Annotated in this window: 22 protein-coding genes and 1 tRNA gene; 14 read left to right on the forward strand and 9 right to left on the reverse strand. The window is 52.6% G+C overall.

Annotation, left to right across the window (positions count from 1 at the left end; all coding sequences use genetic code 11):
• Window positions 1-9 precede the first annotated feature (9 nt).
• The 4 genes from ANT_RS13195 to ANT_RS13210 all read right to left on the reverse strand — a co-directional run bounded on the left by ANT_RS13195 (window position 10) and on the right by ANT_RS13210 (window position 3,687).
• Window positions 10-792, reverse strand: a complete 783-nt coding sequence (locus ANT_RS13195; RefSeq protein WP_013561028.1) for a hypothetical protein — start codon at window positions 790-792, stop codon at window positions 10-12.
• Between the two features lie 37 nt (window positions 793-829).
• The gene (locus tag ANT_RS16635) at window positions 830-1,741 is read right to left on the reverse strand and encodes a peptidylprolyl isomerase (RefSeq protein WP_013561029.1); all 912 of its coding nucleotides are present in this window, start codon (window positions 1,739-1,741) and stop codon (window positions 830-832) included.
• A gap of 203 nt (window positions 1,742-1,944) precedes the next feature.
• Window positions 1,945-2,709, reverse strand: a complete 765-nt coding sequence (locus ANT_RS13205) for a hypothetical protein (protein ID WP_013561030.1) — start codon at window positions 2,707-2,709, stop codon at window positions 1,945-1,947.
• Window positions 2,710-2,712: 3 nt separating this feature from the next.
• Entirely contained in the window at window positions 2,713-3,687 is a 975-nt protein-coding gene (locus ANT_RS13210) for a hypothetical protein (RefSeq protein ID WP_013561031.1), read from the reverse strand.
• A 105-nt stretch (window positions 3,688-3,792) separates the two neighbouring features.
• Here ANT_RS13210 and ANT_RS13215 point away from each other — a divergent pair, with 105 nt between their 5' ends.
• A complete protein-coding gene (locus tag ANT_RS13215; protein ID WP_013558534.1) occupies window positions 3,793-4,821 on the forward strand; it encodes an IS66 family transposase in 1,029 nt (342 codons plus the stop codon).
• A gap of 76 nt (window positions 4,822-4,897) precedes the next feature.
• Here ANT_RS13215 and ANT_RS13220 read toward each other — a convergent pair whose 3' ends face one another.
• Window positions 4,898-5,842 (reverse strand): hypothetical protein, encoded by a 945-nt coding sequence (locus tag ANT_RS13220; RefSeq protein ID WP_013561032.1) that lies wholly within the window; start codon window positions 5,840-5,842, stop codon window positions 4,898-4,900.
• Window positions 5,843-6,474: 632 nt separating this feature from the next.
• Here ANT_RS13220 and ANT_RS13225 point away from each other — a divergent pair.
• From ANT_RS13225 to ANT_RS13245, 5 genes are all read left to right on the forward strand, one after another.
• Window positions 6,475-7,296 carry a hypothetical protein gene (locus tag ANT_RS13225; RefSeq protein ID WP_013561034.1) on the forward strand — a complete coding sequence of 274 codons (822 nt, stop codon included), beginning with the start codon at window positions 6,475-6,477 and terminating at the stop codon, window positions 7,294-7,296.
• A gap of 73 nt (window positions 7,297-7,369) precedes the next feature.
• Window positions 7,370-8,077, forward strand: coding sequence for a response regulator transcription factor (locus tag ANT_RS13230; RefSeq protein WP_013561035.1), 708 nt, complete (start codon window positions 7,370-7,372; stop codon window positions 8,075-8,077).
• A 10-nt stretch (window positions 8,078-8,087) separates the two neighbouring features.
• Window positions 8,088-9,230: a sensor histidine kinase gene (locus tag ANT_RS13235; RefSeq protein WP_013561036.1), complete on the forward strand. Its 1,143-nt coding sequence runs from the start codon at window positions 8,088-8,090 to the stop codon at window positions 9,228-9,230.
• Window positions 9,231-9,339: 109 nt separating this feature from the next.
• The gene (locus ANT_RS13240; protein WP_013561037.1) at window positions 9,340-9,588 is read left to right on the forward strand and encodes an SHOCT domain-containing protein; all 249 of its coding nucleotides are present in this window, start codon (window positions 9,340-9,342) and stop codon (window positions 9,586-9,588) included.
• A 10-nt stretch (window positions 9,589-9,598) separates the two neighbouring features.
• Window positions 9,599-9,817 (forward strand): SHOCT domain-containing protein, encoded by a 219-nt coding sequence (locus ANT_RS13245; protein ID WP_013561038.1) that lies wholly within the window; start codon window positions 9,599-9,601, stop codon window positions 9,815-9,817.
• 101 nt (window positions 9,818-9,918) lie between these two features.
• On the opposite strand, the gene ANT_RS13250 is transcribed toward ANT_RS13245, so the two are convergent.
• The gene (locus tag ANT_RS13250; RefSeq protein ID WP_172634560.1) at window positions 9,919-10,728 is read right to left on the reverse strand and encodes a transposase; all 810 of its coding nucleotides are present in this window, start codon (window positions 10,726-10,728) and stop codon (window positions 9,919-9,921) included.
• 179 nt (window positions 10,729-10,907) lie between these two features.
• Window positions 10,908-10,979, reverse strand: a tRNA-Ile gene (locus ANT_RS13255).
• A 105-nt stretch (window positions 10,980-11,084) separates the two neighbouring features.
• On the opposite strand from ANT_RS13255, the gene ANT_RS13260 reads away from it, so the two are divergent.
• The 8 genes from ANT_RS13260 (at window position 11,085) to groL (ending at window position 17,479) form a co-directional block, all read left to right on the forward strand.
• Window positions 11,085-11,333, forward strand: a complete 249-nt coding sequence (locus ANT_RS13260; RefSeq protein ID WP_013561039.1) for a hypothetical protein — start codon at window positions 11,085-11,087, stop codon at window positions 11,331-11,333.
• On the forward strand, window positions 11,317-11,895 hold the full coding sequence (locus ANT_RS13265; protein ID WP_013561040.1) for a nitroreductase family protein: 579 nt from the start codon (window positions 11,317-11,319) through the stop codon (window positions 11,893-11,895). The genes ANT_RS13260 and ANT_RS13265 overlap by 17 nt, the downstream gene beginning before the upstream one ends.
• A gap of 187 nt (window positions 11,896-12,082) precedes the next feature.
• Window positions 12,083-13,066, forward strand: coding sequence for an aldo/keto reductase (locus tag ANT_RS13270; protein WP_013561041.1), 984 nt, complete (start codon window positions 12,083-12,085; stop codon window positions 13,064-13,066).
• 9 nt (window positions 13,067-13,075) lie between these two features.
• Complete coding sequence (locus tag ANT_RS13275) at window positions 13,076-14,587, forward strand: M1 family aminopeptidase (protein ID WP_013561042.1); 1,512 nt, start codon at window positions 13,076-13,078, stop codon at window positions 14,585-14,587.
• Window positions 14,588-14,704: 117 nt separating this feature from the next.
• The gene (locus ANT_RS13280) at window positions 14,705-14,851 is read left to right on the forward strand and encodes a Flp family type IVb pilin (RefSeq protein ID WP_041455050.1); all 147 of its coding nucleotides are present in this window, start codon (window positions 14,705-14,707) and stop codon (window positions 14,849-14,851) included.
• An 89-nt stretch (window positions 14,852-14,940) separates the two neighbouring features.
• The gene (gene arfB, locus ANT_RS13285) at window positions 14,941-15,339 is read left to right on the forward strand and encodes an alternative ribosome rescue aminoacyl-tRNA hydrolase ArfB (protein ID WP_013561043.1); all 399 of its coding nucleotides are present in this window, start codon (window positions 14,941-14,943) and stop codon (window positions 15,337-15,339) included.
• A 177-nt stretch (window positions 15,340-15,516) separates the two neighbouring features.
• Window positions 15,517-15,810, forward strand: coding sequence for a co-chaperone GroES (gene groES / locus ANT_RS13290; RefSeq protein ID WP_013561044.1), 294 nt, complete (start codon window positions 15,517-15,519; stop codon window positions 15,808-15,810).
• A 37-nt stretch (window positions 15,811-15,847) separates the two neighbouring features.
• The gene (gene groL / locus ANT_RS13295) at window positions 15,848-17,479 is read left to right on the forward strand and encodes a chaperonin GroEL (RefSeq protein WP_013561045.1); all 1,632 of its coding nucleotides are present in this window, start codon (window positions 15,848-15,850) and stop codon (window positions 17,477-17,479) included.
• A gap of 78 nt (window positions 17,480-17,557) precedes the next feature.
• Here the strand turns inward: groL and modA are convergent, their stop codons facing one another.
• The gene (modA, locus tag ANT_RS13300) at window positions 17,558-18,367 is read right to left on the reverse strand and encodes a molybdate ABC transporter substrate-binding protein (RefSeq protein ID WP_013561046.1); all 810 of its coding nucleotides are present in this window, start codon (window positions 18,365-18,367) and stop codon (window positions 17,558-17,560) included.
• 30 nt (window positions 18,368-18,397) lie between these two features.
• Window positions 18,398-18,841, reverse strand: coding sequence for a tRNA (N6-threonylcarbamoyladenosine(37)-N6)-methyltransferase TrmO (tsaA, locus tag ANT_RS13305; RefSeq protein ID WP_013561047.1), 444 nt, complete (start codon window positions 18,839-18,841; stop codon window positions 18,398-18,400).
• Window positions 18,842-18,887: the final 46 nt, after the last annotated feature.

Below are 18,887 nucleotides of genomic sequence, written 5' to 3' on the forward strand. Positions count from 1 at the left end.
GTAAATCGCTTATCGAACCTGCTTGAAATTGACCAGAATCAGGTTTTTCTCACAATCGGCGTAGGTATTGAAGTACACCCGCGGCGAGAGGGCATAACCTTCCTGATCCAGCAACTGCACCCAAACCGACTCCGTAGAAGCCAGGGCTTGCTCCGCCAGGACGAACTCATATCCGCCAGTGCCATACTGCGGAGCCGTGCCTGTCAGCGTGAGCAGATACAGCGGTCGGTCAAGACTGCCGCCAATCTGCACGGTAATGCCCACCACCGGCGCGCCCTTGAGGTCAAAAGCTTGCCCCGCCACCCACAACTTGCACCCCTCATCGGGATGAATCACCTTGCCGGGCAGGTAGTCGGGCGAGCCGCGCATCAGGTAGCGGTATGCCGAGACCTGCGGGGTATCGGTGGGTGGAGCGGGCGTGAAGGTCACGGTAGGCGTTTCGGTAACCGTCGCGGAAGGGGTCAGGGTAAAGGTCGGCTCCAGTGTGGGAGTAAGCGTCCAGGTGGGCGGGAGTACTTTCGGCGTAGGCGTAAAGGTAGGGATAAAGAGGGTAGGAACAGGAGTATCGGGCGGGTAGGGATTGAAGGAAGCATAGGGGTTTTGGAAGATGAGGAAGAAATACAGAATCATCCCTGCCATGCCCACCAGCAAAAGGACGGTTAAGCCGTCCCAAAAGCCGTCAGCACTGCGCCGCCGGGATGCGGCGCGGCGGGGCGCGCTTGGGCGGGGCGGCGGAGAAGATTCAGGCTCCAGAGATAAATCCGGTTCGTTGACTTCGTCCAGAAATCCCATGCCGTTTCCTTTCCTTCTTCTAGAGAGTTATCCCCCCTCAAGGCAGGCGTTCTTCTATCTGGGCTTGAGTGCGCGCCTGTTGAAGCCAGGCTTCCAAGGCTTTGCGTTGCAGGGTCAGCCGGGCATCGGGCGAAAGCAGGCGGTCGGTCTCCCGCTCCAGCACCTGAAGAATATGATAGCCCAGTTCGGTCTGAATGATCTCGCTGACCTCGCCGGGTTGCAGGGCAAAGGCGGCTTCTTCGACGGCGGGCTGAGTCAGGTATCCACGGGGGAACCAGCCTAAATCACCGCCGGTGGTGAGGTCATACCCAAAGGCTAAAGTTGCAAAGTTTGCGCCAGCACGAATCTGGTTCAGCACCTGCTGAGCGGTTTCGGGAGTCATGAGCAAAATCTGGCGGGCGTGAACCTGCTCGGCACGCTCAGGCACCTGAGCGGCGATGGTGTCGCGCATCCACGCCGCGGCGAGCGAACGCCGCAAGGCCGAGCGAAACGAGACTTCATCGTAGCCCATGCGGGTCATCCAGTTCTGCAGGGCAGACATACCGCCGCGCTGTTCCGCCAGTGCGGCAATCTGCTCTTCCAGAGCGGCATCATCCAGAGTAAAGCCTTCTTTAAAAGCGGCTTGCGCCAGCAGGGTCGCCGCGATAAGGTCATCCAGCACCATGCGGCGCTGTTCCTCAGGCGTGCTGGTTAACCCCATTTGCGCCTGGGCTTCCTGGAGTTGCTTCAAACTGGCTTCATACTCAGCAAGCGGCACCCCTTCGCCGTTGACCACGAGCACCAGCGGCTGAGGCGTGGGGGTGGGAGAGGGGACTGCGGTGGGGGGAAGGGGGACCGAAGGGACAGGCGTCTCGGTCACCGCAGGCGCAGCGGGGGTGGGCGTACATCCCGCCAGCCACGCCAGCACCAGCATCCCGCCGAGAAAGACATTAAGGAAACGAATTTGCATGGGATGATTATAACAAATTCCCAGCAGGGTTCAGGCATGTGGTGAACTTTACAGAAACTTTCCGATTGTATGACCTTTTTCCCGGCGGAAGAAATTCTCAGAAACCATCGAGAAAAAATCTTCCGCCGGGAACGATTAAGGTCTCATCCAGCCCCAAGGGGGCAAATTCCGGGGCAATTTGCCGAACGGTTCAAGCAACCCATTCAGGCTTGCTGTTTGGGGCGGGGCGGTTTGACAGGGCGTTTTTTGGGCGGCGTGGTGCCGGCGTCTTCCTTTTCCAGATCCACACGCAGGCGGGCGGCGCTTTGCACCTGAAAGACCAGCGTCTGCCCGGAGAACAGGCTGGCTTCGCGGCGGTCAAATCCCTTCTTGCCCACCGTAATCAGCACCGGCTGGTCGGGACGATAGACGGGAGAGCGGCGCTCTCCCCGGGCTTTTTCGCCCTTTTCCACCTTGCCCTGCTCCGGAACAGGCGGCATGGTGACCTTCAGGATCATCTCCGCTTTGTTGACCGGGTCGCTCACACGGTACATACCGGGTAAAAGCGGGGTGACGGTAAAGAAGTCTCCCGCCGGGATCTGTTCGGCATGATTCAACAGCACCTGCTTTTCTTTTCCTCCCAGGCGCGAAATGCGCACCTGAAAGGTGGAAACTCCCTGCGAGGTATAAAACCCCAACACCCCGCCGGCATGCAGGCGCAAACCTTTTCCACCCTGACAGCAATCCCGCTTTTCCGGAGTTTGCAGGGTAGCAAGGTCAAGGTTATGCTGATAGGGTGCATCTTCATCGACCACCGAAACTTCTAGGCGCAGCGGGGTGCGGTGGGTGCGGCTGACGAAAACTTCGTAATCCCCGGCTTCTGCAAAGCGGTGAATCAACGTGGACAACACAGCAATGCGACTGCTGTCGAACGACCGCTGAGTAAATAAGGCTCGGTTCAACACGGCTTGTTTTTGCTGACTGCTCATGACTTAACCTCCAACATCTGCCTGAATAACCATTTCAACATCCTCTACCTGCACGGAGAGATTGCGCACTGGCACTGTCACCGGGACGAGTTGTACCGGCGCGCCGCTCAACAATACCGATGTGCTGGTCTCTTTTGCCAGAATCTCCAGCGGATCATCCACCCGCAAAATCGGCACGCAGGCGCCAAAAAACTCGCCCACCAGTTGAATGAGCAAATCTCCCAGCCCAAAACTGATGTTGAACAAATCGCTCAGCCATTCATCAATTTCATCGGGGATATCCAGCAACCAGCGGATGAAATCGGCAATGCCGCCGATGATTGCCAGAATCAAATCGCGCACCCAGCCGCCGGGCAGAAGCGCCGTCACGGCGCTGGTCAACGCATTTTCAATCAGGTCGCCCACCACATCCGCAAAGTCGAACAGATCCAGGTCAATAAAATCGGGGTTGAGATGAATATGCCATTGATTGTGATCAGGGAAAGGATCAATTACGCTGGCATCCACCAGCAAATCTCTCAACAGCCCGCACGGATCAATTGCCGGGGACGGCACACTTGCATCGTAGTAACGCACCACCGGACGTCCGGCAAGGCTCAATTCCTGCGCCACAAAAGCCGCCAGATCCGGCGAGATGGACGCATCCGGATTTGCGGAAAAAACACACCAGCGCGGCAGGCAGAAATCCGGGATGGGCCAGGGCATGTCAACACATCCACCCCCCACGCAAATTTCGGGAATATCCAATCCCAGGGTGAACTCAAATTTATCCCAGCGCACATCCAATTCATCAATCAGCACCGAATGGTCAGGGCGGAACTCCACACTGCCCCCTTCCAGATGCCCCTTGACGTGGTATCCGGCGGTGAAGGGCCCAAAATTCGTGCTGTCCTGCGCCTCCCAGCGGATGCTGTCCCGAAGGACAACAAACAACCGCTGAAAAGCGCTTTCCGATACGGCAACAGTCATGTCAACCATGGTTACGCGCCTCCCGTTACGACGCTGTAACAAACTTGGTGGAGAAAGGGAAAAAAAGGAAGGGATCCTGTAAGATATTGATATCACAACTCCAGGAGCCCTTCCATGAAGATTATACTCCAACTGCCACAGGTAAAACGAAAAAAGCCTGCTCGTCCGAAGCGCTGTCCATATTGTCAGGGGGAGACATTCCAGCGATGGGGAGTGGAGAAAAGGCGCATCGAGGATGTCAAAGTTCGTCATGTCGAGGTGGTGAGGTATCGATGCACACGGTGCAGGCGCACCTTTCGGGACTATCCGGAGGGGGTAGGCAATGGACGGCACAGTGAACGGTTGAAGAAATTGAGTGTGATCCTGTGGTCACTGGGATTGAGTTATCGCAGGGTAGCCGGGGTGTTGAGGATCTTTGGGCTGAGGCTCAGTCATATGAGCGGGTGGCGGCATGTACAGGCAGAGGGGGAAAAGTTGATGGGGGAATTGAAATGGAAAAGCGTGCGGGTGGTGGGGGTAGATGGAGCCTGGGTGGGAGGCAAAGGAGTGATGGTGGCGGTGGATCTGGGAGATGGTAGTCTGCTGGAGGTTGCCGAGGTAGACGAGAAAGACAGCCGGGCTCTGTTCACCTGGCTGAAACGGTTGAAAGAGATGCATGACATCGGCGCCATCGTGAGCGATGATCTGGCGATCTACAAGCAACTGACCGATGAACTGGAGATAGGGCATCAGGTCTGTCAGTTTCATGTGCGGCGCTGGGTAAAGCATGCTTTGAAGGGGTTACAGGCTGAGTTGGATCCAGCCTGGCAGGGGGTGCTTGAAAAGGTCGAGGAAATCCTGCGCGACCTGCCATTGCATGGAGACCGCCTCTTACACCGCCTGTGGAAATCCCTGCCGGGCAGGAGTACACCACCGGAAGGAAAACGCACGCCCCTGGAAAAACTCCGCGACCTGATCCTGCGCTTATCGCGTGATTGGCAACGCTATGTGGCTTTCTATGCTGATGTGGGTATTCCCTGGACCAATAATCGCACGGAACAGATGATTGGCAGGCTCAAGAGCCGCGCCCAGCAAGCCAGGCGATATAAAACCACCGCCGGGTTGCTCCGCGGAAGCACAGTTGCCTGTCAGTTCTGGGCATGAGCCCTCCCGTAATTCCCTCCTCTCCCCCCGTCTTCTCTCTTCCTTCCTTTTTTCGAAAATTCGCCCACCAATTTTGTTACAGTCTCCCCGTTACAGTTAACTTGAAAAAGGCTTTGATCTGGTCATCTTCAACCGCCGGGTTGTTGGGAACATCCGCCGGGACCGCCGACGGCTCCAACTGGACAGTCCTGCCAAGGGGTAAGCCCATCTTCTGAAATTCTTTGGTGAGATCCAGCGTCATCTTCTCCAGGGGGATAATCAGACGCGGCAGAATGCCCAATTTCAGCACCGTGGTCAGGTAACACTCGATGGCGCTTTCCATGTTGTTGGGTTGAAGATCGACAATCTCCAAATCCTGCAAACGTGTTTTGAGCCAGGTTTGTTGGGAGCCAGGTACAGTTCCCCATTCAAAATATCCCACGGCGTACAGTTCCAGGCAGAAACAAATCAATTCCCGCGTGGGCAAAGGAATCGTGTGCTGTTTTTCCCGATCCGTGTTGAAAGCGGTGGTTGCCGGCGGGGTATAGTGAGTGCTGATTCCGGGAACGTTTTCTTTCGTCTCGCCAATCACCAGTTGCTTTTGGGAAACCAAGTAACGCTCGATGAGGGGCAATAATTCGTCAATCACATCCCTGGAAGGACAATCTATGCCCATACAGCCTTTGAGATGCAGAGCAAACCGCTGAGGGGAAAGTTTGCCCAATTCTGGCGGTAAATTGAAAACACTGCCCGGGAAAAAATCAATGGCAACTTCGCTCAACTGCAAACAAAAATTCAATCCGATGGGTACAGGCGCTCCCAGGATGGGCAACAGTTCCTGCTCGGTAAAGAGCGGATTTTTTGCCTTCAGCACCTTTTCATCCACCTCGAACTTTGCACAAAACATCTCCACATGATTGTGAAAAAAAGGTGTGGCGTAATTGAACAGAGACGGACGCTGGCGCATGATGTGACGCACCACACGATTGATTCCGTTCTCATGAACGGCGCCGAACAGATCAGAACGATCGGTAAACGGCATAACGACCTCCATTTTTCAACAGCAGGGTAAGGAAATAGCCCTCTCAACTATGAGAAAGTTGACCTGTTCGACTTTGTTTTGAAGTTTGCATGGGAACTTGTTGAAGAATCAAAAAACGCAGGAAATTCCTGCGCGTTTTTCATCCGATCCTGAAGAAACAACCGGTCGAACAATTGACTATTTTTATCATATATATAATAATACTATAAGTTTTCAAGAAATTCAATCTTATTTTTTGAACTTTGGGAGAAATAATGGTAACAAACCGGGTATTCCTGTAAAAAAGGATTTCAGGCCATCCTGAAGATCTCCCTATAAAGCAATTTCTATCTCATAAAAGTTGTCAAAGGAAGCAAATTGATCGCATTCTCCATCTAAAATAACAGATGGGAAAAGGTCAATTTCCACGCATACCAATAAAACGATCCCCCGTCCTTCCAGAAGTGACATCGGTATCTGAAAACAACTTTTTAGTACATGGTTCCTCCATAAAACCCTAATTCTTTTCTTAACTCCACAAAAGAATCCGTCAAATCTTTACAAAAACTTTAGAAATGCTTCACGGCTACTTTACTCTCAACCGGTAAACTGAGGGTGTAAGTTTGAAATCGATAAAAAAGGAGAAAATACAGATGAACAAAACATTAGGAATTGCATTATTAGTGATTGCCGGAATCGTGCTGAGCGCATTGATCTTTGGCGCCGGCTTAATGGCAGGTCGTTTTTATAATGCCGCATTCAACTCAACCCCATTTAACAATGCGTTCTCATCAGCGCCCCGAGCAAATTGGGAAAGAAACACCCCCTATCAGGGTTATTCTATGATGGGCGGAGGCGGCATGATGGGAAACGGCAACAACATGATGTACGAATATAACCGCCAGGGCAACAACAATGTGAAGCCCCTTTCTATCGATCAGGCAAAACAGGCTGTAGAAAATTATCTACCAAACCTGAATAACCCTGACCTTGAGACCAAAGAAATTATGATTTTTGATAATCACGCCTACGTCCGCATTATCGAAAAAAGTACTGGCATTGGCGCTATGGAGTTGCTGGTAGATCCCGTAAGCCTTGCCGTTTTCCCTGAACATGGTCCCAATATGATGTGGAATCTAAAATATGGGATGATGAGCGGATGGAATGGAATGATGGGAGGCGGCATGATGGGCGGACGCGGTATGATGAGAGGATATTACACCACCCCGGACTCAGTCTCTGCTGAAATGACCGTGACCCCGGAACAAGCCCTGGAAGCCGCTCAACAATACCTGGATCAAGAATTCCCTGGTTACACAACGGGCGAAGATGCTGAACCCTTCTATGGATACTACACCATCGATATTGTGAAAGACGGAAAAACAACCGGCATGCTCAGCGTCAATGGTTACACCAGCCAGGTATTTTTCCACTTCTGGCACGGCACCTTTATTGAAATGTCCGAGTTTGAGTAAACCACTTCTATTTTCCACGCTTTCAGGGATCGACTGTTATGTCGGTCCCTGTTTGTATGTAAAATGAGAATATATGCTTATGAACGAGGGAAGAAAGTTGTCTCCAGCAAAGATTCTCTTAATTGACGACGAAATTTCAATCCATACGGTCGTGACGGCATACTTAAAAGCAGAAGGCTATGAGTACCAATCGGCAATGGACGGGCCTTCAGGCTTGGCAATGGCACGCTCTTTCAAACCGGATATCATTATTCTGGACGTAATGCTACCGGGCATGGACGGCATCGAACTCTTAGCTCATTTGAGGCGGGAGTCAAACGTGTACGTCATCATGCTGACAGCGCGCTCTGAAGAAACAGACAAAATCGTTGGGCTTTCGGTCGGTGCAGATGACTATCTGACAAAGCCTTTCAGTCCACGAGAGTTAATGGCTCGTATCAAAGCGGCTCTGCGGCGATTGAATCCTCCGCCAGCCGCCACAAGTGAGACTGCCATGCTTAATTTTGCTCATGTGCGAATCGATCCATCCGCACGGCGCGTTTGGGTCAATAACACTTTGATTGACCTCACTACTGTGGAGTTTGATCTACTGCTTACGCTTGCCCAGCATCATGGCAGGGTGCTGAGTCGAGAACAATTGCTGGAAAAAGTGTGGGGGTATGATTATTATGGCGATACTCGTGTTGTCGATGTACATATCGGGCATATTCGTCAGAAACTGGGCAACAACACATGGATTGAAACCGTTCGCGGGGTAGGCTATCGCTTTGAAGACAATTAGAGGTGGTCTTATGCTCACACTTTTCCGTAGACATCTCGCCTGGAAATTATTCCTTTCCTATGTAATTGTGGTACTGGTTGGAGTAGTGGTACTTGCAACGGCTACCAGTTTTTCTGTTCCGGCGGCTTTTGAACGGCATATGGCAGGAATGAGCGCAATGATGCCAGGCATGATGGGCAATTCTCATTCAATGGAGATGGAATTATTTGCCAACTACCGGGCATCTGTCACAGAAGCACTTTCTCTGGCTGTGATTACGGCATTAATCGCGGCTGTAGTGGCAAGTTATTTCATCAGCCGTCAGGTGGTCAACCCAATCCGTACCATGATGAATCTCAGCCATCGCATCGCAGAAGGAGAATACAAAGAAAGGTTAACAATCTCCGGAGATTTATCTCAATTGGATGAACTGGATCAACTGGCGCTCAGTTTTAACCAGATGGCAGATAAGTTGGAAAAGACCGAAACCATGCGCAGGCAGTTAATTGGCGACGTAGCCCACGAACTGCGTACGCCGCTGGCTGCAATTAAAGGGTATATAGAAGGACTGATGGATGGAGTAATCCCTGCCGAAGGAAACACTTACCAGCAAATCCACGACGAAATCAATCGCTTGCAACGTTTAGTAGATGACTTACAGGAACTCAGTCGAGTAGAATCTGGTGCATTCCATCTCAAACCCGAATTGGTTTCACTCTCTGATTTAATGGATACTATCCAGAATATATTTGTTCCTCAATTTATCCATAAGGGGATACAATTTCAAATCCAAATCGAGCCTAACCTTCCACCGGTTCTGATCGATAAAGACCGCATTCTACAGGTATTGACCAATCTGGTCGGGAATGCACTGCAATATACCCCCAGCGGTGGAAAAGTCACCGTTCAAATAAGCAAACAACGAACGGAAATCTTAATTTCTGTGTCTGATACCGGTATAGGAATATCTCCCGAGCATTTGCCTTTCATTTTCAATCGCTTTTACCGCACGGATAAATCCAGAGCCCGAGCCAGCGGAGGAAGCGGAATTGGCTTGACAATTGCTCAAGCACTGGTGAAAGCGCATCATGGACGCATTTGGGCAGAAAGTGGCGGCGAAGGTAAAGGCAGCACGTTTTATTTCACTCTGCCTATTCCCAAAAAGAATCTTTAACAAATCTTTACAAAAGATTCAAGGAAAATCCATCTTCTCCCATTATGATCAAAGTGTACAGTTCAAACATATCATTTTGAGTACAAATACTTAAACGAAAGGAGAAGGAATGATGTTTTGTGGATTTGGTAACTTCGGAGGATTTGGATGGATTGGCATGATCCTGAATCTGGTCATTACGATTGGTTTGCTGGTTGGTCTGATATTACTGGTAGTGTGGGCAGTACGGCGGCTCAGTGAAAGCGGTGTCCAGAGCACATCGAGTCAAACTGCCCGCGATATCGCTCAGGCTCGTTATGCCAGAGGGGAAATCTCGCGAGAAGAATATCAGCAAATTATCTCGGACCTGAGTCGTTAGGAGGTGTAACATGATGGGATTTGGAATGATAGGCGGTATGATTTTGTTTTGGGGACTTCTCATTCTCCTGGCAGTTCTGCTCATAAAAGGGTTGTTCCATTCAAATCAAACGGTCGGTAACAACCGATCCAGCACTACCCTCTCACCACGAGAAATCCTTGAACAGCGTTATGCCAGAGGTGAAATCACTCGAGAGCAGTTCCTGCAGATGCAGAAAGATCTTCAATAAGGACCCTTCAAACCAAAAAATATGACTCCGCTACAAATCTGGGCGGAGTCATATTTTTGTCAGAATGCTCTGTTGCAAAGATAGGTTAGGAAGAGATACACCTAGCGGTGTATGTTGTAGACCAGTCCTTTGATAATCGGTTCTCGGTTTTGCAGGCTGCGTTTCCGCGAGCGGATGGCTTGCCCGAATTTGCGCTTGATGACCGAATTCACGGTTTCGGTCTTCCAGCGTTGACCATAGAGACCATCCAGGCGAGCCGCAGAGACAAGCTCGCTTCTTGCTCGTCGTTCAGGGGCCAGCAAATTTCCACCTCGCCGAACGGGTGGAATCAAGTCTTGAGGCCGGACAGTCCGACCATCGAACCCTGAATCGGCCAGCAAGACCCAAGCCCGACGTTTGGCAAACCGCCTGGCTTTGCGGCGCAGATAGCCCAGATAAGGGGCATCGCTACCTGGACCCCAGCCGGATTGCATCGCAAGGATGAATTGCGAGACAATTCCAACGGCATAAACGCCCTTCGCCCAGTGGCGATAGGCTTTTCCCGAACGGCTTTGGTAGTAAGAACTGGCCGGGCCGGGTGAGAAGCCGGTACTATCGGCAGCCACCCCTTCTTCTTCAGGCCGTCCGATTTCCTCGAGCAAGGTCTCGTTCATGCGCATCCAATCCGCTTTGCGTATCTTGGCGTAGGTACGTTGCAGGGTCGTATGATCGGGAACACGCGGTAATTCCAGCTCCTTACCAACCGCATCGCTTGCCAGCAGCCATTCTTCCATGTCGCGATAGCTGAGATTCAGGTAGAACATCAACAAAACACAGGCCCCCAACTGCGGCAACGTGAAGTGATGGGGACTCTTGGCATGTGAATACATCGGTAATGCTTGTTTGGCAAGCCGGTAGGCGATCCTCGCCACTCGGACGTATCTGCTTTCTCGTGTGGTCATACCGTATGTTTACCACATTTCAACCATGATTGCAACAGAGCATTGTCAGAACATAATGGCCAAGACATGCGCCCGGCAGGATTCGAATACTATCCCTCGACGGGACCTCGACCAAGTTCAGGGAAAAAGTTCAGGTTAAATAAAAAGAGTGGGCCCGGCAGGATTCGAACCTGCGACCAAGCGGTTATGAGCCGCGCGCTCTGCCGCTGAGCTACGGGCCCCCCCGTTCGCTCACCCCAATTATAACAGAATCCTCAAGCCTTTTTTCCGGGATTCGGGTAGAATGAAAAAAAAAGCCTGTGTTTGTGTTTCCAGAAGGAGGAAGGATGTCCCTGTTTTTGCTGGATGACACCCTGAGAGTGAGTGTATTCTACGATCGTTCTTCGGAGGAAAACGAGATTTGCCTGTATTTCGAAGAAGAAACTCCAGCCGTATTCCGCGATTCAGAAACACGCCTGCCCCTTAGCCCGGTCCAGGCAAAAACCCTGGTACAGGCATTACTTGAAGCCCTGCAGGAGCACGAAAAAGATCATTCATACCCCATTCAGGAGAGCAACGATGAGCACCATAAGTGAATTGATTTGCAAAAACCGCAGTTACCGCCGTTTTTATCAGCAGGAAGCGGTTTCCATGGAAACCCTGCGCGATTTGGTAGATCTGGCGCGCCTTTCTCCAAGCGCCGCCAACCGCCAGCCTTTGCGTTATTATCTTTCCTGCGATTCCGAAACCAACGCCAAAATCTTTCCTACGCTGGCATGGGCGGGCTACCTGCGCGACTGGCAAGGACCTGAAGAGGGCGAGCGCCCTTCTGCCTATATCATCATCCTGCTGGATACCGAAATCAGCAAAAACGCCGGCTGTGACCACGGGATCGCCGCGCAAAGCATCCTGCTGGGCGCTACTGAACGCGGATTAGGCGGATGTATCATCGCCTCTATCCAGCGGGATGCCCTGCGTACCGCACTGGATATTGACCCGCGTTATGAAATCCTGCTGGTGCTGGCGCTGGGCAAACCCAAAGAGACCGTAGTGATTGAGCCGCTCCCGCCCGATGGAGATATTCGCTACTGGCGCACTCCCGACGGCGTGCATCACGTCCCCAAGCGCTCGCTGGACGACCTGATTCTCAACCGTTGATATCCATGTTATCAGGCTTGCCCTGCGCTTAAGCCAGCGATTTTCATTGGTGCTCATGCAGTTTTCCTTCATGAGCACTTTTTCTTGATGGATGAGCGAATAAAACCATTCAGGGATGTTATCGGTAACAGTTTTCTCTTAAAAAGGATATAATAAACCCATAAAAACCATATTCAGGAGGTGAAGGATGGAATACCGACCTTTAGGTCGAACAGGGTGGAAGGTTTCCGCCATCAGTTTTGGGGCATGGGCAATTGGCGGCACCTGGGGTCCCGTCCAGGATGAAGAATCCATCGCCGCCCTGCACCGCGCCATTGATATGGGTGTTAACTTCATCGACACCGCCGATGTGTACGGGGACGGCCGTTCGGAGCGTTTGATTGCTCAGGTGAAAAAGTCCCGCAAGGAAGAAATTATCGTCGCCACCAAAGCCGGGCGGCGGCTCAACCCACACACCGCCGAAGGTTACAATCGCCAGAATCTGACGACTTTTGTCGAGCGCAGTCTCAAGAACCTGGAAGTCGAGGCGTTAGATCTTTTGCAACTGCATTGCCCGCCCACGCCGGTCTACTACATGCCCGAAGTCTTTGGCATTCTGGATAACCTGGTAGCGGCAGGGAAAATCCGCTATTACGGCGTCAGCGTGGAGAAAGTTGAAGAAGCCCTCAAAGCCATCGAGTATCCCAACGTGCAAAGTGTGCAGATCATCTTCAATGTGTTCCGCATGCGCCCTGCTGAGTTGTTCTTCCGCGAAGCCGCCCGCCGGCAGGTGGGCATCATTGCCCGCGTGCCCCTGGCTTCTGGCTTGCTCACGGGGAAAATCACCCGCGAGACGCAATTCAGTCCCGATGACCACCGCGCGTTCAACCGTCAGGGCGAAGCCTTTGACCGCGGCGAGACCTTCTCAGGTGTGGATCTGGACATTGCGCTACAAGCCGTAGAAGAACTGCGTCCTCTGGTGCCGCCCGGCATGACCATGACGCAATTTGCCCTGCGCTGGATTCTGATGTTCCCCGAGGTCACCTGCGCCATCCCCGGCGCCAAGCGACCCTCGCAGGCAGAAGAGAACTTCAGCGCCGCCGACCTGCCGCCGCTCTCCGAAGAAACCATGCAGAAGGTCAAAGCCATTTATGATGCCCGCATCAAGCCACTAGTGCATCACTACTGGTAAAATGGAGGCATGCGCCAGGGTTTAAACCATACCTTCAAGGGCATTCTCTCCATCCTAACTCTCTGGATTCTTACACTCGCAGGGGCGTGTGCGCCTATACCCACTCCAACGCCAGCATCTACTGCCACGCCCCTGCCCGTATTCACCGCCACGCCTACTCATACTTCAATTCCCTCTCCCACACCCACCCCGCAAGAGAACATTTTATCCCGTCCACGCTACACCCTGACCGCCGTGCTGGATTATCCCGCGCACAGCCTGAACGTGCAGGAACGTATTGCTTATACCCATGCCGCCGAGGAAAGCCTTAGCGAAGTCTGGCTGGTGATGGATGCCCTGCTGTATCCGGGGGCATTCCAGATGGACTCTCTGCAAAGCGTCAGCGGACCGGCTTTGAAAGACGTCCGTCAGGAACGTATCTGGATCAAAGCCCAATTGAAAACACCCCTGCAAAAAGGAGAAACCCTTGAATTGGACATGGCCTACCGGCTCAACCTGCCCGCAAGGGTGGCACAGGAAGGCTTGCGCCCACAGGTCTTTGGCTGGTCGGAGCGTCAGACCAATCTGGTGGACTGGTATGCCTACCTGCCCCCGTACATTCCCGGCGAGGGATGGCTGGCACATCCGCCGGGCTATTACGGCGAGCATCAGGTGTACCCGTTAAGCGATTTTGAGGTCAATCTGCAAGTTCTTGGTGCGCCGGCAGGACTGACCATTGCCGCCAGTGCGCCCGAAAGCCAACGGGGGGAATGGTACACATACACCCTGGAAGGCGCGCGCACCTTCGCGCTCTCTCTCAGCCCTTCATTGACTCACACCACCCGGCAGGTAGGGACGGTCATCATCCACAATTACACCTTCCCCTACCATCAAAACGCCGGAGAGCGGGTGCTGAACACTGCGGCGCAGGCGCTGGAACTGTATGCGCGCCTGTTTTCGCCCTATCCGCACCAGCACCTTGCCGTGGTGGAAGCCGATTTTCTGGATGGCATGGAGTACGACGGATTATTTTTTCTCAGTTATGGTTTTTACAATCTGGATAACGGCACGCCGGCGCAGTACCTGGTGGCACTGACTGCCCACGAGACGGCACATCAGTGGTTTTATGGCGTGGTGGGCAACGACCAGGCCCTTCAACCCTGGCTGGATGAAGCCCTATGTACTTACGCCGAGAAGTTGTACTACGAAACCTACGCCCCGGAGGCGCTGACCTGGTGGTGGGAAGCGCGGGTGAAGTATTACCAGCCGCGCGGCTACGTGGACGACAGCATCTATAACCCGCATGGCGAAGCCCAACCCTACCGCGCTTACCGCGATGCCGTGTACCTCAACGGGGCGGTTTTCCTTGACGAACTGCGCCGCGCCATGGGCGATGAGGCTTTTTTTGACTTTCTGAGACTTTACGTCAGCGAAAATCAGGGTAAAATAGCCAGCGCGCGGGATTTCTTCGGACTCTTACGAAAGATGACGTCCGTGCCTCTCGAACCACTGTTACAGCGTTTTTTCCAATTCATTCCGTAACGAACTTGCAATATTCTTGTTAGGTATTTGTAAGGAACGTTCCCAAAAGAATCGGATATAATATAGGCAGAATTCCGAAAGGAATTGAAACCATATTTTTTCAGAAGGAGTTGTTCTATGTTATTCGCTGCTAAAGAAAAAGGTCAAGGTCTGGTAGAGTACGCGCTGATTCTGGTGCTCGTGGCCGTCGTCGTGATCGTCATCCTCGCCCTCCTGGGCCCCGCCATCGGCAACATCTTCAGCAACATCGTCAACCGCATCTAGTCTTCGCGGATTTCGTCTACGGAATGAGCGCCCGCAGGGGCGCTCATTTGTTTTAACGGTATACTTTGGACGTGAAAGAAGACTTACCGATGAGCATCCCCCCGGAAGAAATTCGTTTTACCGCCATCCGCGCCAGCGGACCAGGCGGTCAAAACGTGAACAAAGTCAGCACGGCAGTGCAACTGCACTTTGACGTTCTGCGATCCAAAGCCCTGCCGGTGGATGTGAAAGAACGGCTGGTTAAAATTGCCGGGAAGCGGGTGAATGAGCAGGGTGTGCTGATCATCGAAGCCCGGGCATACCGCACCCAGGAACAGAATCGCGCCGATGCTCTGAGGCGTTTGCAAGAGTTGGTCGAGAAAGCCCGGCATGTCCCGAAAGTACGCAAGAAATCCCAGCCCTCAGGGGGCGGACGAGCGCGGGAAAAGCGCTACATCTCCGAGAAGAAGCGCCTGCGCCGCCTGGATCTTTCGGAGTGGGAAGAATAAACCTCTTCAGGTCAATACCCACAGATTTATCAGAGATTTATAAGAAATTTCAACTCCCCTCTTGACTTTCCTCACAAAACTGGTAAGATAAACGGCGAAATTTAGCACTCTAAATCTTAGATTGCTAAATTTTTTGTGACCAAATTTGATCTCAAATCCTGAAGCAGGAGGAATCCAATGGCTATCAATCTTAAACCCCTCGGAAGCCGTGTCGTAGTCGAACCCATCGAAAGCGAAGACGTCACGCCGGGCGGTATCGTTTTGCCTGAAACCGCCAAAGAAAAACCCCAGAAGGGGAAAGTGCTCTCGGTTGGTCCTGGCGACCGCGATGACAAAGGCAATCGCATCTCCATGGACGTGAAAGTGGGCGATGTGGTGCTCTTCGCCAAATACGCCGGCACCGAAATCAAGGTTGACGGCAAGAAACTGCTGATTCTGCGCGAAAGCGACCTGCTCGCAATCGTCGAGTAATTCATACCAAATCTCAATCAAAAAGGAGAGTTGAACAATGGCAGCCAAACAACTGGTCTTCGCTGAAGAAGCCCGCCGAAAACTGAAGAACGGCGTTGATATTGTTGCGAATGCTGTTGCCACCACCCTGGGTCCCAAAGGACGCAACGTGGCAGTCGATCGCAAGTTCGGTTCCCCCACCATCACCCACGACGGTGTGACCGTGGCGAAGGAAATCGAACTGCAGGATCCCTTCGAGAACATGGGCGCGCAACTGCTGAAGGAAGCCGCCACCAAGACCAATGACATCGCCGGTGACGGCACCACCACCTCGACCGTGCTGGCGCACGCCATCGTCACCGAGGGTCTGAAGAACCTCGCCGCTGGCTCCAACCCCATGCTGTTGAAGCGCGGTATTGAAACCGCCGCCAAAGCGGTTGCCAAAGCCATCACCGAAATGGCTATTGATGTCACCACCAAAGACGACATCGCCAACGTGGCGACCATCTCCGCTCAGGACCGCCAGATTGGCGAACTCATCGCCGAGGTGATGGACAAAGTCGGTAAAGACGGCGTGATCACCGTAGAAGAGAGCAAGGGCCTCGAATTTGAGAAGGATTACGTCGAGGGTATGCAGTTCGACCGCGGCTACATCTCGCCCTACTTCATCACCGACTCCGAACACATGGAAGCGGTCATCAATGACCCCTACATCCTGATTCACGACAAGAAAATCTCCGCCGCCGCCGATATCGTCCCGATCCTCGAAAAACTGGTGCAGATTGGCAAGCGCGATCTGGTCATCATCGCCGAGGATGTGGACGGCGAAGCCCTGGCAACCCTGGTGCTGAACAAACTGCGCGGCATGCTCAACGTGCTGGCTGTGAAAGCCCCCGGTTTCGGTGATCGCCGCAAAGCCATGCTGCAGGATATCGCCATCCTGACCGGCGGCGTGGTCATCTCCGAAGAGACTGGCCGCAAACTCGAAACCGCTGTCATCGCCGACCTCGGCCGCGCCGAGAAGGTTGTTGCCGACAAGGACAACACCACCATCGTGGGCGGCAAGGGCGATGAGAAAGCCATCAAGGGCCGCATTGAGCAGATCCGCGTTGAAATCGAGAAGACCACTTCCGATTACGACCGCGAGAAACTGCAGGAACGCCTGGCGAAACTGGCGGGTGGCGTTGCCATCATCCGCGTAGGCGCCGCGACTGAAACCGAAATGAAAGAAAAGAAACATCGCGTTGAGGATGCCCTCTCGGCGACCCGCGCCGCCGTGGAAGAAGGCATCGTGCCCGGTGGCGGTGTGGCTCTGCTCAACGCCATGAAAGCCCTCGACGGTCTGAAGATGGACCTCGAAGACGAACAAATCGGCGTCAACATCGTGCGCAAGGCTCTGGAAGTACCCATGCGCAAGATCGCCGAGAATGCCGGTAAAGATGGCTCGGTGGTGGTGGAGAACGTCCGCCAGCGCCAGAAAGCCGAAAACAACCCCAACATCGGCTATGATGTCATCTCCGATCAGTACGTGGACATGATCAAGGACGGCGTCATCGATCCCGCCAAGGTCACCCGCGGCGCGCTGGAGAACGCGGCTTCGATTGCCGCCATGATCCTGACCACCGAAGCGTTGATCACTGACGTTCCGGAAAAGGAAAAACCGGCTCAGCCACCGATGCCGGAATACTAAACCACTAGGCAGATAACATTACAGGGTGCGCTTTTTCAAGCACACCCTGTTTTTTTTTAATTGCTGGATGTAGAGGAATTATTTCGGCGGCAGGAAGCCGTACTTTTCCATGATTTTTTGTCCCTCTTCCGAAAGGACAAAATCCACAAAGGCTTGTGCCAGTTCACTATGCGCACTGGATTTCAACACCGCAATGGGGTAAACCGCTTCCACATTAATTTCATCAGGAATTGTCAGCAGTTGAAGCCTGTCCTCTGCACTCTTCCCATCAGTGAAGAAGACGATCCCCGCATCTCCTTCGCCCAGCATGACTTTATTCACCACCGCCTTCACCGTGCTTTCATAAGAAACTACGTTCTGATACACCCTTTCTTTGAAATCTGATGAATACTCCGGGGAAGAGGAAGCATTGATGAGCAATTGCTCTACATACGCCCCTTGAGGTCCTTCTTTTGCGCCTAAAATCAGGCGCACACCAGGTTTTGCCAGGTCCTGAAAGGCACGGATGTTTTTCGGGTTATCTTTGGGGAGAATGACCACCAGACGATTTCGGGCAAAAATTTTGACCGCATCCTGCTCAATCAATCCCTGAGCCACGGCGTCGTCAATAAATTTAGGCGCGGCAGAGGCAAAGACATCTGCAGGGGCTCCCTGGGTAATTTGCTGGAGCAGGGTGCTGGCGTTGGCAAAGTTCAAGACAACCCGAACTCCATCATTTTTTTGTTCGAATGCAGTCCCGATTTCGGTAAATGATTCTGTCAAAGAACCTGCTGCAAACACCACCAGTTCAACCGGCTGGGAACTGGCAACAGATGTTGCCGGAGAACCACATCCGGTCAGCCCCAATAAGAGCAATGACATTAATATCATCAACATCTTCCTCATCATCAGTAAACCTCCATCGCAAAGGGATTTGAATTATTTGACCTGCTCATACCAGCCAACCCGTTCCGGAGAAAATACGTCAAACTCCGGCACATACGGCTTGATATCCACCAGAGGCGTGCCGTCCAGTACGTCCACCCCATGAATGTGCAGGCGGTTGCCTTGACGTTCCAGCAAGCGCACTACCGAAATCCCAATCGGATTAGGACGGCAGGGAAAGCGGGTAGCAAACAACCCGGTTTCAAAGTCTGCCAGGAAAGGTTTGACCTTCAAACACACTTCTGAAGGCGCGCGATGCCACACATACAAAAGAATGAGGTGAGAAAACCCCTCGATGCCTTCCAATCCTTCGGCGTACTCCGGAAAAACTTCTACCCAGCCTTCAGCCGTGGAACGACTGGACTGGATAGGGGTATCCTGTGGTTGTTGGTAAGGGGAATGAATAATGCCAATGGCTTTCAGTATGGGGAGAGACATAATTTCACCTTTTTATGGGAATACTCACTGAGTGAGTAATAGTTTA

The sequence above is a fragment of the Anaerolinea thermophila UNI-1 genome (assembly GCF_000199675.1).
Taxonomy (GTDB): domain Bacteria; phylum Chloroflexota; class Anaerolineae; order Anaerolineales; family Anaerolineaceae; genus Anaerolinea; species Anaerolinea thermophila.